We start from the raw sequence: 14,837 nt of genomic DNA, 5'->3' as shown, positions 1-14,837 counted from the left end.
ATTATCGTGCCGCACGCGTCGCCCTCCGTCTCCCGCCGTGCATCGCCGCCATCATGCCGAAGACCCCGAAGGACGCCGCGGTGCCGACCATCAGCACGAGGGGAAGGCTCCAGCCCGACGTCACGTCGTGCGCCAGCCCCAGCGCCGGAGGGGCGAGGGCGGCGACCGTGTAGCCGACGCCCTGCACGAAGGCGGAGAGGGCGCTGGCCTGTCGGGCGTCGCCGGCGGCGACCGCGATGACCGTCAGCAGCGCCGCGAAGCCGCCGCCCTGGGCGACCCCGCCCAGCGCGTTGAAGAGGAGGAACTGGTCCGGTGCGAGCAGCAGCCCGAGGGGCATGCTGATCCAGAGGACGCTGAGCACCAGGATGGGCGCCCAAGGGGAAGGCGCGAGGCGAGGAAGGGCACCCCGAGTGCGCCCGCGACCGCGCAGATCTGGAACAGGGACGCGGCGAAGCCGGCCTGCTCTGCGCTGAAGCCGCGCTCATCGGAGAGCAGCGAGGGCAGCCACGCGGTCAGGCCGTAGTACGAGGTGCTCTGCCCGATGAACGCGAGCGCCAGGAGCCAGGCCAGCGGGCGGCGCCAGACGACGGGTGCATCGGTGGCGGGGTGGTGCACCCGCTCGACGTGGCCCTGGCGCCGCAGGAACAGCGACCAGACGAGGACGCCCACGAGGGCGAGGACGATCCACGCGGCCAGCGCGCCGCGCCAGCCGAGCCAGGCGGCGAGCGGGGCGGTGGAGACCGACGCGAGCATCGCCCCCACGTTGAGCGTGGCCGCGTACGCCCCGGTGACCGCGCCCACGCGCGCCGCGGGGACATCGCGCCGGATCAGGACCGGCGCGACGATGTTGCCGATCGTGATCGCGACCCCGATGACGACGGTGCCCGCGATCGCCAGCCAGAACGGCCCGGCGGAGCGGACCGCCGCACCCGCGATGATCCCCGCCAGGCACGCGAGGAGGGCCACCTCGGCTCCGGTTCGCCGGACGACCAGCAGGGCGAGCGGCGACGCCAGCCCGAAGCAGAGGACCGGGATGCTGGTCAGCAGCCCCACCTGCGCGGCGCCGATCCCGAGGTCGTCGCGGATCGCCCCCGCCACCGGCGCGACCGCGACGAACGGCGCACGCAGGTTGATGCACGCCAGCAGGAGGGCTGCGACGAACAGCCCGACGGAGACGGCGCGCCGGCCGGTCCCGGAGGTGGTGGCGGCCTCGGTGGACGTGTCCCCCGAGGTCATCCCTCGATGATGTACTGAGCGCCGAGGGCCTCGAGCTTGCCGACGAGGTTCTCGTAGCCGCGGCTGATGATGCCCACGTTGCTGACCGTGGAGCGTCCCTCGGCCGTCAGTGCGGCGATCAGGTGTGAGAACCCGCCGCGGAGATCCGGCACCACGATGTCGGCGCCGTGCAGCGGGGTGGGGCCCACGACGACGGCGGCCTGCTCGAGGTCGCGGCGCGGCACGCGGCGCTCCCCTCGATGAGCCCGTCCTTGTGCACCGTGATGTCGGCGCCCATCTCGATCAGCGCGTCCGTGAAGCCGAAGCGGTTCTCGTAGACGGTCTCGTGCACGATCGAGGTGCCGTGCGCCTGCGTCAGCGCGATCACGAGCGGCTGCTGCCAGTCGGTCATGAAGCCGGGGTGCACGTCCGTCTCGATGACGACGGGCTTGAGGTCGCAGCCCGGGTGGTAGAACCGGATGCCGTCCTCGTAGATGTCGAACTTGCCGCCGACCTTCCGGAACACGTTGAGGAACGTCATCATGTGCTCCTGCTTCGCGCCGCCGACGAACACGTCGCCGCCCGTCGCGAGAGCCGCGGAGGCCCAGCTGGCCGCCTCGTTGCGGTCGAAGATGCCGCGGTGCGTGTAGCCCTCGAGCTTGTCGACGCCCTCGATGAGGATGACGCGGTTCGGCTCGACCGAGATGATCGCGCCCATCTTCTGCAGGATCGCGATGAGGTCCATGATCTCGGGCTCGATCGCGGCGTTGCGCAGCTCGGTGATGCCCTTGGCGCGGGTCGCCGTGAGGAGCACCTGCTCTGTCGCGCCGACGCTCGGGTACGGCAGCTCGATGTCGGCGCCGTGCAGGCCGTTGGGGGCCGTGATCCGGATGCCGCTCGGCAGCTTGTCGACGACCGCGCCGAACCGGCGGAGGGCGTCGAGGTGGAAGTCGATGGGCCGGTCGCCGATGCGGCAGCCGCCCAGGTCGGGGATGAAGGCCTCGCCCAGCTGGTGCAGCAGGGGTCCGCAGAAGAGGATCGGGATCCGGCTCGAGCCCGCGTGCGCGTCGATGTCGGCCATGTGCGCCGTCACGACGTTGGTCGGGTCGAGGATGAGGTCGCCGGGCTCGGCGCCCTCCGTCACTTTCACGCCGTGAACCTCGAGCAGCCCGCGGACGACGCGCACGTCGCTGATGTCCGGAACCCCGCGGAGGAGGCTGGAGGTCTCGCCGAGCAGCGAGGCGACCATGGCCTTCGTGACGAGGTTCTTGGCACCGCGGACTTCGATGCGCCCGCGGAGCGGACTCCACCGTCGATCGTGATGCGATCGAAGGTGAGGCCGACGCGCTCACCGGCCTTCTGGGCGTCTGTGACGAGACTGTTCACGGGATCCTTACTGCTCCGGTCCCTCGGCCCGCTAGGAGCGGACGGGGAGGGTGGTGGGACGCCAGCTCTCGCGGCGCCCTTCGTATTCGGCGATGCGCGCTTCGTCGCGCAGGGTCAGGGCGATGTCGTCCAGCCCCTCGAGGAGTCTCCATCTGGTGTAGTCATCGATGTCGAACGGCACCGTGAGCGCTCCGGCGGAGGCACTCTTGGCAACCAAGTCGACGGTAACCGCTATTCCCGGGTCGGCGTCGATGACCGTCCAGAGTTTCGCGACATCCTCCTCGGACACCGTTCCGGTGACAAGACCCTGCTTTCCGGAGTTGCCCCGGAAGATGTCGCCGAAGCGCGGGCTGAGGACGACTCGGAAGCCGAAGTCGCGCAGCGCCCAGACGGCGTGCTCCCGGCTCGACCCCGTCCCGAAATCCGACCCCGCGACGAGCACGGATGCGCCCGCGAACTCGGGCCGGTTGAGCACGAAGTCGGGGTCCTGACGCCAGGAGTAGAACAGCGCGTCCTCGAAGCCGGTCTTGGTGACGCGCTTGAGGAAGACGGCCGGGATGATCTGGTCGGTGTCGACGTTGCTGCGCTTGAGCGGCGCCGCGATGCCGGTGTGCGTCGTGAAGGCATCCATCAGCGCACCGCCTCGGCACTCGTCGCGACCAGCTGGTCCTGGTCGAGATCGGACGGGCTCGACAGCGTCCCCCGCACCGCGGTGGCCGCGGCGACGAGGGGCGACACGAGGTGCGTGCGGCCGCCCTTGCCCTGCCGGCCCTCGAAGTTGCGGTTGCTCGTGGAGGCGCAGCGCTCCCCGGGGCCAGCTGGTCCGGGTTCATGCCGAGGCACATCGAGCAGCCGGCGAACCGCCATTCGGCGCCGAAGTCCTCGAACACCTTGTCGAGTCCCTCGGCCTCGGCCTCGATCCGCACGCGAGCGGAGCCGGGGACGACCATCACACGGACGCCGGGCGCCTTGGTGCGGCCGCGGACGATGGAGGCGAAGGCGCGAAGGTCCTCGATGCGGCTGTTCGTGCACGACCCCATGAACACGGCGTCCACGGGGATCTCCTTGAGCGGCGTCCCCGGCGTCAGCGCCATGTACTCGAGCGCCCGCTCGGCGGAGGCGCGCTCGTTCGCGTCGGCGATCGCAGCGGGATCCGGAACGGTCTCCGACAGCGACGAGCCCTGGCCGGGGTTGGTTCCCCACGTCACGAAGGGCTCGAGCGTGTTCGCGTCGAGGAAGACCTCGGCGTCGAACACCGCGTCGTCGTCGGTCGCGAGGGTCCGCCAGTACTCGACAGCGGCATCCCAGTCGGCGCCCTCCGGAGCGTGCGGGCGGCCCTTGAGGTAGGCGAACGTGGTGTCGTCCGGCGCGACCATGCCGGCGCGGGCCCCGGCCTCGATCGACATGTTGCAGATCGTCATGCGCCCCTCCATGGAGAGGGCGCGGATGGCGCTGCCGCGGTACTCGAGCACGTAGCCCTGCCCGCCGCCGGTGCCGATCTTGGCGATGACGGCGAGGATGATGTCCTTCGCCGTCACGCCCGGGCGCAGCTCGCCCTCGACGGTGATCGCCATCGTCTTGAACGGCTTGAGCGGCAGAGTCTGGGTGGCGAGCACGTGCTCGACCTCGCTCGTGCCGATGCCGAATGCCATCGCGCCGAACGCGCCGTGGGTCGAGGTGTGCGAGTCGCCGCAGACCACGGTGATGCCGGGCATGGTGAGCCCCAGCTGCGGGCCGACCACGTGCACGATGCCCTGCTCGAGGTCGCCCAGCGAGTGCAGGCGGATCCCGAACTCCTCCGCGTTGCGGCGCAGGGTCTCGATCTGCGTGCGGCTGGTCAGGTCGGCGATGGGCCGGTCGATCGCAAGCGTCGGGGTGTTGTGGTCCTCGGTCGCGATGGTGAGGTCGGGGCGGCGGACCGGGCGGCCCGCCATCCGCAGGCCGTCGAAGGCCTGCGGGCTCGTGACCTCGTGCACCAGGTGGAGGTCGATGTAGAGGAGGTCGGGCGCGCCGTCCTCACCCTTCGTCACCAGGTGGTCCTGCCAGACCTTCTCGGCCAGGGTGCGCCCGTGCAGCTCGGTGGTCTCAGTCATGGTCGTGCTTCTCCTGCGTCGTCGTTATCAGCCCAGGACAGACTCCGCGACGAGGGAGGCTGGGAAGATCAGGCCTCGTCGCGGCGGCTAAGAAGGAGCGAGGAGCGAAGCACCGGGAAAGGATAGCACCGGCCCTACGAGCCGATCTCGGCCCGCGCGTCCCGGCGCAGCTTCACGACGCTCGCGATGGTCGCCACGGCCATCGCCGCCACGATCACGCCGAGCGAGGTCCAGGTGTTGATCTCCGGCGCCCACTCGATGTGCTCCCCACCGTTGAGGAAGGGCAGCTCGTTCTCGTGCATGGCGTGCAGCACGAGCTTCACGCCGATGAAGGCGAGGATGAAGGCGATCCCGTACTTGAGGTAGACCAGCCGCTCCACCAGGTCGCCGAGCAGGAAGTACAGCTGGCGCAGCCCCATCAGGGCGAAGATGTTCGCGGTGAACACGATGAACGGGCTTGTCGTGATGCCGAAGATGGCGGGGATCGAGTCGAGGGCGAAGAGCACGTCCGTCGCGCCGATGGCGATGAACACCACCAGGATCGGCGTGAAGTGCTTCACCCCGTCGACCGTCGTCCGGAGCTTGTTGCCGTCGTACTGATCCGTGATCCGGATGTGTCCCCGGAGGAACTTGATCAGCCGGCTCTCGTTCTCCTCGTCGTGGTCCTTGCCGAACGCCTGCGTCCACGCCGTGTAGACGAGGAAGGCGCCGAACAGGTAGAAGATCCAGCTGAAGTTCGAGATGAGCGCAGCGCCCAGCAGGATGAAGATCCCGCGGAAGACGAGCGCCAGGATGATGCCCACCATCAGGATCTCCTGCTGGTACTTCTTGGGCACGGAGAACTGGCTCATGATGATGACGAAGACGAACAGGTTGTCGATCGACAGGCTGTACTCGGTCAGCCAGCCGGCGATGAACTGCCCCGCGTGCTCGGCGTCGCCCAGCACGAGCATGAATCCCGCGAAGACCAGGGCGAGCAGGACGTAGAGCCCCACCCAGAGGGCCGACTCGCGGGTCGAGGGGACGTGCGGGCGCACGTAGGCGAGCACGAGGTCGCCGATGAGGATGAGGCCGAGCACCACGAACGACGTGATCTCGAACCAGAGCGGGAGCTGGAGGTCCAAACGGGGCTTCCTTCGGTTTCGCGGTTGGCGATGAACCGAAAGTCTCTCCCGCGCCGTTTCGGCGCCTCGGCGCCCGGGGCCTCACCATCGGGGCCCGTCCTGACGGACGCCGCGTTACGGGATACTCCCTCTCGCGCCGCCCAGCCTACCGGACGGCTCGCGGCGGTCGCGGCGGCGCACCGCGAACGTGGAGCGCGGAGGCGACGGCGGGTGGGGCGGCCGCCGCCGCTGGGGGCGACGGATGCCCGCCGAGGTGGCCTCCCGGCCGAGGTGGCAGCGGCCACTGCCACCTCGGCACGGGCGGCGGGCTACTTCGCGTCGATGGGGAGGAGGATCCCCTTCACGGCCGGATCCGTCGCCAGGAAGTCCTGCACGCGCGGGTCCTGGAAGGCCGCGACCAGGTTCTTGACGTTGTCGGTGTCGGCCCACTTGCTGCCGATCGTGAGCTGGCCGGCGAAGTCGTCCGGTGCGGGCGGGGCGAAGATCTGCTGCTGGAGCGGGATGTTCGCCGCCAGGTAGTACTCGGTGTAGCCGGCGGCCGCATCGAGGTCGGGCAGCGACCGCGACTGGGCCGCGAAGTCGAGCAGCACGAACTGGAGGTGCTTGGGGTTCGACGCGATGTCGTCCTGGGTCGCGGTGCCTGGCGTCGCGCCTTCCCTCAGGGTGATGAGGCCCGCCTCCTGGAGCAGCCACAGGCCCTGTGCCTCGTTCGCCGGGTCGGAGTAGAGGGAGATCTTCCCGCCGTCCGGGATCTGGTCGGCGCTCCCCACTTGTCGGACCACAGTCCGAAGCCCCAGCGGAAGACCGGGGTGGCCGCCTCCTCCTTGAAGTCGGGGTTCGCCTCGAGCACCTGGCCGAGCCAGAGCCGATGCTGGTACACGGTGCCCGCGACCTCGCCATCGCTCACGGCTCGGTTGATGGTGTTGCTGTCGGAGAGCCCGCGGAAGGCGACCTTGATGCCGTAGTCCGGCGCGACCTTCTCGGCGACGAACTGCACGAGCGCCTGCTCCGCCGAGTTGCCCTCGGCCGTGGCGACCGTGAGGGTCGCGCCCGCCACCTCGTTCGGCGACTTCTGGCCTGCCAGCTGTGGGATCGCGATGGCTGCGGCGATGCCCGCCACGGCGACGACTCCGCCGGCGATCCACGGCCAGCGCCTCCGCTGTCTGAGCTCGAAGCCGTGCGCCGTGCCGTCGGTGGGCGCTACGGGATGGGTCGCGGTGTCCTGGGACATGGGTGTTCCTCTCGAAGTGCGGGCACGCCGAAGGCCGGCGTGCGCCAGGAAGGTGGGAAGGGAGAAGGGGAAGAAGGACGAGGGGGAGCCGGTCAGGCGGCGGACTCGACCGCCGCGGTCCTGAGGCGGGAGGGCCGGACGCGCCGGATCCGCGCCTCCGGATTCGCGAAGCGCGCCAGCTGGTCACCGAGGAGCTGCACCAGGGCGACGGTGGCCACGAGGATCACGATGGTCGCAAGCATGACCGTGGTGTCGAAACGCTGGTACCCGTAGGTGACCGCGACGTAGCCGATGCCTCCCGCGCCGATCGTGCCGGCGATCGCGGAGTACTCGATCATCGCGATCGTGTTGATCGTCAGGCCGCCGAGGATCGAGGAAGGGCCTCGCTGAGCTGGGCGGTCCGGATGATCTGCAGCGGGGATGCGCCGGACGCCCTGGCCACGCGGATGAGGGTGGGCGGCACGCCCCGGAGCGAGTTCTCGACGATCCGCGAGAAGAACGCGATCCCGGCGAGCGACATGGGGACGACGGCCGCGGCGATGCCGATGTTGGTGCCCGTCACGAACCGGGTGAAGGGCATGATCGCCGCCATCAGGATGAGGAAGGGCAGCGACCGGCCGACGCTGACCACGCCGCTGAGGACTTGATGCAGAGGCCGGTTCTCGAACAGCCCGCCCGGGGCGAGGTTGTGCACGAGAGCGCCGAGCGGGACGCCGACCAGGACGACGACGGTCATCACGATGCCGACCATGATCAGGGTGTCGACCAGGGCGGGCAGGACGAGCGCGGGGATCTCGGCCAGCGGCACGGTGTTCGTCGCGGGCCGCAGGGCCCCGCGCCGACGAGGAGCGCCCCGCTCACGCGACCCGCTCCAGCGCGGCTGCGGCGAGGGCGGGCGCGGAGCCGGCCGGGGCGGGCAGGCGCCGCGCATCCAGCCCCAATGCGCGCGCGGCTGCCTCGATCCGGCCCGGCTCGAGAGCCGGGACGGCGAGAGTCGCGTGTCCCACCGTCTCCCCCGACACCGTCTCGATCGAGGCGCCGAGCAGATGGATGGGCGAGTCGAGGTCCGCTGCGAGACGGATCAGCCAGTCGGCCGGCACCGCCGAGTGGGTGTAGCCGACGAACCAGCGCTCCGTCCCCGCCGGCGCCGCCTCGGCATCGCGCCTGGGGCGCAGCGACCGGCCGAGCACGGAGTGCGGGTCCCGCAGGAGGTCGACGATGCGCCCCGACTCCACGATCCGCCCCCGCTCCAGGCGCGCGACCGAGTCGGCGACCTGCAGCACCGTGTCCATCTCGTGGGTGATGAACAGGATCGAGAGGTCGAGGTCGTCCCGCAGCTCTTTGAGGAGCTCCACGATGGACGCCGTGGAGTCGGGATCGAGTCCCGAGGTGGCCTCGTCGGACAGGAGCACCGACGGGCGCAGCGCGAGCGCCCGGGCGATCCCCACCCGCTGCCGCTGCCCGCCCGAGAGCTGGTGGGGGTAGAACGACGCCCGTGAGGACAGCCCCACGCGGTCGAGCAGCTCCGCGACCCTGTTGCGGGACTCGGCGGCGGTGACGCCCAGGTACTCGAGGGGAAGGGCGACGTTCTGGGCCGCGGTCCTGCGGCTGTAGAGCCCGTCCGACTGGAAGATGGTGCCGATCCGCCTGCGGGCCACGCGCAGCTGACGCTCGGTGAGCCGGGACAGGTTCACGCCGTTGACCGTCACGGATCCGGAGGTGGGCCGCTCCAGCAGGTTCACGCACTGGGCGAGGGTCGTCTTGCCGGCCCCGCTCGGCCCGACGACCGCGAAGATCTCGCCGGTGCCGACCGTGAAGTCGAGCCCGTCGAGCACGACGGTGGTGCCGGCCCCGTGGCCGTAGGTCTTGGTGAGTCGTTCGATCCCGATCATGGCCGCGAGCGTAGGGGCGGCTGGGACCGCCCCGCGAGGTCCGGCGACTCAGTGTTGCGGCACGTGTCGAGACGTTACGCGAGGGGTCGGCGGCTACGGCCCGGGACGCGGAGAATCGCCCGCAGGGCGAACCGCGAGCGGCAGCCAATCGGCGTCGTCGGCGGGCGCGCGGCCGGCCGCGCTCTCCGCGAGCCGCGGCAGGAAGTGCTGCCAGCCGTCGCGGTGGCCATCGGCGTACGGGTTCGGGATCCCGAGATGCTCGAGCTCGACCCTCGTGCCGCGATCGGTCGAGGTCAGGGTGAAGCGGACCGTGGAGGATCCGGCCGGGAAGTCGTCGCTGCCGGCCACGCCCCAGCTGACGACGACGCGCTCCGGGCGGCGCACCTCGACATAGCGGCCGCGGATCGGGAATCCGGCGATGTCCACCGCGAAACTGCCTCCCTCGACGGGCTCGACCTCCGCGTGCTGGCCCAGCCAGGACGTGAGCCCGGACGGCGTCACGAGGTATTCGAACACCTGCTCCCGGGTCGCCCGGATCTCGATGTCGGACGTGAAGTCAGGCATGCCCGTCCCCCAGCCCCGCCTCGACCGCATCCCGGAGAGCCGCGAGCCGGTCCGGCCAGAACCCGTCGAGGTACTCCCGCGCCGCCGCGAATCCGTCGGCCCGCACGGCGTAGAGGTGCCGGACGCCGACACGCGTCTCCGCCACCAGCCCCGCGTCGCGGAGGACGCCGAGGTGGTGCGAGGTGGTCTGCTGCGACAGGCCGAGCTGCGCCGCGAGCTCGCCGACCGGCCGCGGCTCCGACCGGAGTGCGGTGAGGATCGCCCGCCGGTTCCCGTCGGCGAGCGCTCGCAGAGATCGGTCGACCTCCTCAGCGGCGGCGTGTGCGGCCATCGTCCTCCTCCGTTCGCGAGTTCAGTGTCGTCCACAAACATACACTTGTGGAACGCGACCGCGGGAGCTACGGTCCTCGTCATGAGCACAGATCACGCCTCCACCCAGAACGTCGCCGAACCCGCCCGCGCCTACATCCAGGCGGTCGGCCGTCGCGATCTCGCGCCGCTCGAGACCCTGCTGGCCGACGGCATGGTCGCCACCTTCGCCGGCGGATCCTTCTCGAAGGAGGAGTGGCTCGAGGCGCTGCGCCGGCTCCTCCCGGCGCTCGAGCGCAACGACATCCGCGAGGTGTTTGCCGACGGAGAGCGCGCCTGCGTGGTCTACGACTTCGTCACGGGCACGCCCGCAGGCGCCGTGCGCTGCGTCGAGCTGCTCACCGTGCGGGACGGCCGGATCACCGAGGTCGAGCTCCTGCTCGACCGGGTCGCCTTCGCTCCCGTCAACGAGGCACTCCAGGCCGCGGCCGCCGCGCGCTGACCATCCGGGCCGCCGAGGTGGCACTCGTTGCTGCTTCACCGCCGAGGTGGCAGCAGCAACTGCCACCTCGGCGCGGTGGGGGCCGGCGGGCCCGCCTGACCGAGCAGGAATGGAGAAGCGGGGCGGGCGGGCGAATCCCTAGGCTGGCCGCGATCGCCGCCCCGCACGAGACAGGAGACCGCCATGACCGAGACCGCCGGGTCCACGAAGAGGACCGATTCCGACGCCGAGGGCTTCACCGCGGAGGAGAAGCTCGCGATGAAGGAGCGGTCCCGCGAGCTCAAGGCCGCCGCTCGGCGGAAGGCCGCGGGCACCGCGATCGACCCGGAGCAGGAGGTGCTCGCGAAGATCGCCGAGCTCCCCGAGCCCGACCGCACCCTCGCGGAGCGTCTGCACACGATCATCACCTCCGCCGCCCCGGCTCTGACACCCAAGACCTGGTACGGGATGCCCGCCTACGCGAAGGACGGCAAGAACATCGTCTTCTTCCAGGCCGCTGCCAAGTTCAAGGCCCGGTACGCGACGCTCGGCTTCAACGAGGCGGCGGAGCTCGACGAAGGCGACATGTGGCCCACCTCCTACGCGATCGTGGAGCTCACGCCCGAGGTGGAGGCGCGGATCGTCGAGCTGGTGAGGCGGGCGACCGCCTAGCGCGACACGCCCGAAGGGCGACTGAGGGACGAGGTCCTCTGGCGGAGCGGGGCGGCCCGGAGGAGCTTGTCCGGGTCGAGGCGGCCGACGCCCGGACGTCCGGCAGAAGGAGTCTCATGAAGCCCACGATCGTGCTCGTCCACGGCGCATTCGCCGAGTCGTCCAGCTGGAACGACATCATCCCCCCGCTCCAGGACGCCGGCCACGACGTCGTCGCCGTGGCGAATCCGCTGCGCGGCGTGCCCTCCGACTCCCGCTACGTCGCCGACGTGGTGCGCAGCCTCTCCGGCCCCGTCGTGCTGGTCGGCCACTCCTACGGCGGCTCCGTCATCAGCGACGTCCCCGCCGACGCAGGTCAGATCGTCGCCCTGGTCTACCTCTCCGGGTTCGCGCCCGAGGTCGGAGAGTCGCCCGCGGACCTCTCGGGCAAGTTCCCCGGCTCCACGCTCGGCCCGACCCTGGAGTCTGTGCGGCAGAGCGACGGCCCCGCCGACCTGTACATCTCGCAGAAGCACTACCACGACCAGTTCGCGGCCGATCTCCCCGAAGTGATGACGCGGCAGATGGGCGCCACGCAGCGCCCGATCCTCGAGTCCGCGTTCGCCGACAAGGCGGTGGCGCCGCTCTGGAAGTCCGTGCCGTCCTGGTTCATGTTCGGCGAGCTGGACCGCAACATCCCGGTCGCCGTCCACCGCTTCATGGCGGAACGGGCGGGAGCGAAGCGGACGCTCGAGGTCGCGGGGGCATCGCACGTGGTCGGTATGTCGCACGCGCAGGACCTCGTCGCCATGATCCTCGAGGCGGCGGGAACCCGCACCCTGGAGTCCGCATGACGCAGGGCGCGGTGTCGATCGGACGGGCTCCTCGATGACCACGGTCGAGGACCCGCACGACGCCCTCGCCGGCACCCTGCAGCGGACGGAGCTCCAGCACGAGCGCTCATCGATCCCGGGACGGGACATCGTCCAGGTGCTCACCGAGATCCCGGAGGGGGTCGAGTCCGGCTGGCACATCCATCCGGGCGAGGAGGTCGGCTACATCCTCGCCGGCACGGTGGAGATGCGGATCGATGGGCGACCGACCCTGACGCTGCCCGCCGGGAGCCCGTTCCTCATCCCGCCGCGGACGCCGCACAACGCGCGGGACCTGGGCCCCGGCACCGGGCGGATGCTCTCGACCTATCTCGTCGAGGCGCAGGAGCCGATCGCCACGTTCACGGATGCTGGGGCGCCACCGCCGGGGGCCTGATCAGGGCCTCTTCCCTTAGGCTCGGCCTCACTGCGCGATGCAGCAGACCGAGCCTGAGGGAGCACCGTGGACCGCACGCCCCGTCGCACCTACATCCTCGTGGACGGTGAGAACATCGACGCGACCCTCGGCGTGACGGTGCTCGGCCGCAAGCCGGAGCCCTCCGAGCGCCCGCGCTGGGAGCGCGTCATCGACTTCGCCCGCCGCCTGTGGGATCAGGACGTCACCGGGCTGTTCTTCCTCAACGCGTCCAACGGCTACCTGCCAGGGCCGTTCGTGAGCGCCCTGCTCAACATCGGCTTCCGCCCGGTCCCGCTGTCCGGCTCGACGACCGAGAAGGTCGTCGACATCGGCATCCAGCGGACCCTCGACGCCCTCGTGGGCCGGGATGCGGACGTGCTGCTCTGCAGCCACGACGCCGACTTCGTCGAGCAGGTCGAGCGCCTCCTCGATGCGGACCAGCGGGTCGGGCTCATCGGCTTCCCCGAGCTGGTCAGCGGGGCCTACGGCGCGCTCGACGTCCCCCTCTACGACCTGGAGAGCGACGTCCGCGCCTTCACGTCACCGCTCCCCCGGGTGCGGATCATCCCGCTGTCCGAGTTCGACCCGCAGGTGTTCCTCCGCTGACCGTGGACCAGGACAGCCAGGCGCCCGGAGGCGCCGAGGAGGCGTCGAGGAACCGGGTCGGGGCGGTCGATCACGCCCTCCGCCTGCTCCTGCTGCTGCAGCAGGAGCCGGAGCTGCGAGTCACCGCCGCGGCCGCCGCGGTCGGCATCGCTCCGTCGACCGCGCATCGGCTGCTCAGCACCCTCGCCGACCGCGGGTTCGTCACCCAGGACCGCGTGTCGAAGGCGTACCGCGCCGGCCCGGCACTGATCGAGCTCGGCGTCGGCAGCACGAGCGCCTTCGACCTCCGCGCGGCGGGCGAGCCGCACCTGAGGGCGCTGTCGGCGAAGCTGGGCGAGACGGTCAACATGCTCGTGCTGCAGGGCCCGTCGGTGCGGTTCGTCGCGGGCTTCGAGAGCGACCAGCGGGTGCGCACCCACGTGCTCACCGGCACCATGCTGCCCGCGTACGCGGTGTCGGGCGGCAAGGTGCTGCTCGCCGAGCTGTCGCGGGACCGCCTGCGCGAGCTGTACCCCACCGGGCTCCGGAAGCTCACGCCGCGCACGAAGACGTTCACGCAGCTCGTCGACGACCTGTCGCTCGTGATGATGCGCGGCTACGCCCTCAACGAGGGCGAGAGCGAGGAGGGCCTCAGCGCCGTCGCAGTCCCGCTGCGTGACCAGCTCGGCCGCGTGATCGCCGCTCTGGCCGTGTCCGCGCCGAGTTCCCGGATGTCCCGACGCCAGGTCCGGGAGATCGTGATCGAGCTCCGCGAGTGCGCGGCACTCATCCGCGAAGACCTGTCGCGTCGGTCGTCCTAGCCCGGGCGCCCCGCCCACCCCGGCTATTCCGCATGGCGGAATGTGGCCACACGATCGCTTGTCCCCCTGCGACGGCCGGGATTGGCTAGCAGGACGTCGCAGACCGCACCGCAGCGGTCTCAAGGAAGGACGCCCGACCAATGAAGATCGATGCCTTCTGTCACATGCTCCCGGAGGAGTACGCGAAGCGCCTCTTCGCGATCGATGACAGCCCGGTGGCCCGCAACGTTCAGAAGCGCGTGAGCGGCGTTCCCGCCCTCGTCGACATGGATCTCCGCTTCCGGATCATGGACGAGTTCGGCCCGAACTACCGGCAGATCATCAACACCGCCGCCCCGCCGCTCGAAGACCTCGGTCCCGTCGACCGGACCGTGGAGCTCGCCCGCATCGCGAACGACGGCATGGCCGAGCTCGTGGACGCCCACCCTGACCGCTTCGCCGGCTTCTGCGCCGCGGTGTCGCTCGACGACGTCGACGCCGCCATCACGGAGGCGAACCGCGCGTTCGACGAGCTGGGTGCCGTCGGCGTGCAGATCTACACCCACCACCACGGCGGCCCCATGGACCAGGAGAAGTTCTTCCCGTTCTACGAGGCGGTCGCGAAGCGCGGCAACAAGATGATCCAGGTCCACCCCTGCCGCGACTCCAGCTGGGCGGACTACAAGACCGAGGAGCGCAGCAAGTTCGAGATCTGGTGGACGCTCGGCTGGGAGTACGACCTCTCCGCCTTCATGTCCCGCCTGGTCTTCGCCGGCATCTTCGAGCGCCTCCCGGACATCAAGATCCTCATCCACCACGGCGGGGCGATGATTCCCCACTTCGCCGGACGCGTCGGGCCCGGCTGGGACCAGCTCGGCTCGCGGACGCCGGACAGCATGGCCGAGGACATCGCCGGGTACCCGCTCACGCAGCGCCCGATCGAGTACTTCAAGAAGTTCTACGTCGACACCGCCTACTTCGGCGCCGGCGACTCGATGCGGACCGCCATCAAGTTCTTCGGCGTCGGCCAGACCCTGTTCGGCTCCGACTCCCCGTTCGACCCGGAGAAGGGCCCGGGCTACATCCGGTCGACGATCAAGAACCTCGAGGAGATGGACATCATCACCGACGCGGATCGCGACGCGATCTACTCCGGCAACGTCGTCGACCTCCTCGGCCTGACGGAGAAGGTCTCCGTCTGACCGGTGGGTGAGCA

Annotated in this window: 16 protein-coding genes and 3 pseudogenes; 7 read left to right on the top strand and 12 right to left on the bottom strand. The window is 70.5% G+C overall.

From position 1 onward, the window contains the following. Position 1: 1 nt before the first annotated feature. The 12 genes and pseudogenes from QUE51_RS10585 to QUE51_RS10530 all read right to left on the bottom strand — a co-directional run bounded on the left by QUE51_RS10585 (position 2) and on the right by QUE51_RS10530 (position 9,836). Positions 2–337 carry an MFS transporter gene (locus QUE51_RS10585; protein WP_286276377.1) on the bottom strand — a complete coding sequence of 112 codons (336 nt, stop codon included), beginning with the start codon at positions 335–337 and terminating at the stop codon, positions 2–4. Beyond that, complete coding sequence (locus tag QUE51_RS10580; RefSeq protein ID WP_286276376.1) at positions 244–1,236, bottom strand: MFS transporter; 993 nt, start codon at positions 1,234–1,236, stop codon at positions 244–246. Before QUE51_RS10580 ends, QUE51_RS10585 begins: the two co-directional genes overlap by 94 nt. Beyond that, a pseudogene (gene murA / locus QUE51_RS10575) lies at positions 1,233–2,601 on the bottom strand (UDP-N-acetylglucosamine 1-carboxyvinyltransferase). The gene QUE51_RS10580 and the pseudogene murA overlap by 4 nt, the downstream one beginning before the upstream one ends. Positions 2,602–2,632: 31 nt before the next feature. Beyond that, positions 2,633–3,232, bottom strand: a complete 600-nt coding sequence (gene leuD / locus QUE51_RS10570; protein ID WP_286276375.1) for a 3-isopropylmalate dehydratase small subunit — start codon at positions 3,230–3,232, stop codon at positions 2,633–2,635. After that, positions 3,232–4,694 (bottom strand): annotated as a pseudogene (leuC, locus tag QUE51_RS10565) (3-isopropylmalate dehydratase large subunit). Before leuC ends, leuD begins: the two are co-directional and overlap by 1 nt. A gap of 134 nt (positions 4,695–4,828) precedes the next feature. Further along, positions 4,829–5,818, bottom strand: a complete 990-nt coding sequence (locus QUE51_RS10560) for a TerC family protein (RefSeq protein ID WP_286276374.1) — start codon at positions 5,816–5,818, stop codon at positions 4,829–4,831. 308 nt (positions 5,819–6,126) lie between these two features. Next, positions 6,127–7,049, bottom strand: a pseudogene (locus QUE51_RS10555) (MetQ/NlpA family ABC transporter substrate-binding protein). A 92-nt stretch (positions 7,050–7,141) separates the two neighbouring features. Beyond that, complete coding sequence (locus QUE51_RS10550) at positions 7,142–7,387, bottom strand: hypothetical protein (RefSeq protein ID WP_286276373.1); 246 nt, start codon at positions 7,385–7,387, stop codon at positions 7,142–7,144. Between the two features lie 17 nt (positions 7,388–7,404). After that, entirely contained in the window at positions 7,405–7,857 is a 453-nt protein-coding gene (locus QUE51_RS10545) for an ABC transporter permease subunit (protein ID WP_286276372.1), read from the bottom strand. Between the two features lie 49 nt (positions 7,858–7,906). Beyond that, complete coding sequence (locus QUE51_RS10540; RefSeq protein WP_286276371.1) at positions 7,907–8,941, bottom strand: methionine ABC transporter ATP-binding protein; 1,035 nt, start codon at positions 8,939–8,941, stop codon at positions 7,907–7,909. A gap of 93 nt (positions 8,942–9,034) precedes the next feature. Further along, positions 9,035–9,505 carry an SRPBCC family protein gene (locus tag QUE51_RS10535; RefSeq protein WP_286276370.1) on the bottom strand — a complete coding sequence of 157 codons (471 nt, stop codon included), beginning with the start codon at positions 9,503–9,505 and terminating at the stop codon, positions 9,035–9,037. After that, positions 9,498–9,836 (bottom strand): ArsR/SmtB family transcription factor, encoded by a 339-nt coding sequence (locus QUE51_RS10530; RefSeq protein WP_286276369.1) that lies wholly within the window; start codon positions 9,834–9,836, stop codon positions 9,498–9,500. Before QUE51_RS10530 ends, QUE51_RS10535 begins: the two co-directional genes overlap by 8 nt. A gap of 81 nt (positions 9,837–9,917) precedes the next feature. Between QUE51_RS10530 and QUE51_RS10525 the strand changes: the two genes are divergently transcribed. From QUE51_RS10525 to QUE51_RS10495, 7 genes are all read left to right on the top strand, one after another. Continuing rightward, positions 9,918–10,316 (top strand): nuclear transport factor 2 family protein, encoded by a 399-nt coding sequence (locus QUE51_RS10525; protein WP_286276368.1) that lies wholly within the window; start codon positions 9,918–9,920, stop codon positions 10,314–10,316. Between the two features lie 183 nt (positions 10,317–10,499). Further along, a complete protein-coding gene (locus QUE51_RS10520; protein WP_286276367.1) occupies positions 10,500–10,967 on the top strand; it encodes an iron chaperone in 468 nt (155 codons plus the stop codon). A gap of 116 nt (positions 10,968–11,083) precedes the next feature. Further along, the gene (locus QUE51_RS10515) at positions 11,084–11,800 is read left to right on the top strand and encodes an alpha/beta fold hydrolase (protein ID WP_286276366.1); all 717 of its coding nucleotides are present in this window, start codon (positions 11,084–11,086) and stop codon (positions 11,798–11,800) included. Positions 11,801–11,834: 34 nt separating this feature from the next. Beyond that, a complete protein-coding gene (locus QUE51_RS10510) occupies positions 11,835–12,215 on the top strand; it encodes a cupin domain-containing protein (RefSeq protein WP_286276364.1) in 381 nt (126 codons plus the stop codon). Positions 12,216–12,281: 66 nt separating this feature from the next. After that, entirely contained in the window at positions 12,282–12,842 is a 561-nt protein-coding gene (locus tag QUE51_RS10505; protein WP_286276363.1) for an NYN domain-containing protein, read from the top strand. Between the two features lie 2 nt (positions 12,843–12,844). Next, a complete protein-coding gene (locus tag QUE51_RS10500; RefSeq protein ID WP_286276362.1) occupies positions 12,845–13,642 on the top strand; it encodes an IclR family transcriptional regulator in 798 nt (265 codons plus the stop codon). 140 nt (positions 13,643–13,782) lie between these two features. Continuing rightward, positions 13,783–14,823, top strand: a complete 1,041-nt coding sequence (locus QUE51_RS10495) for an amidohydrolase family protein (protein ID WP_286276360.1) — start codon at positions 13,783–13,785, stop codon at positions 14,821–14,823. Positions 14,824–14,837 lie beyond the last annotated feature (14 nt).

Source organism: Naasia aerilata (assembly GCF_030296595.1).
GTDB lineage: Bacteria > Actinomycetota > Actinomycetes > Actinomycetales > Microbacteriaceae > Naasia > Naasia aerilata.
Note: the sequence above shows the minus strand (reverse complement) of the source record. Positions and strands in the feature narration are given on the sequence as shown.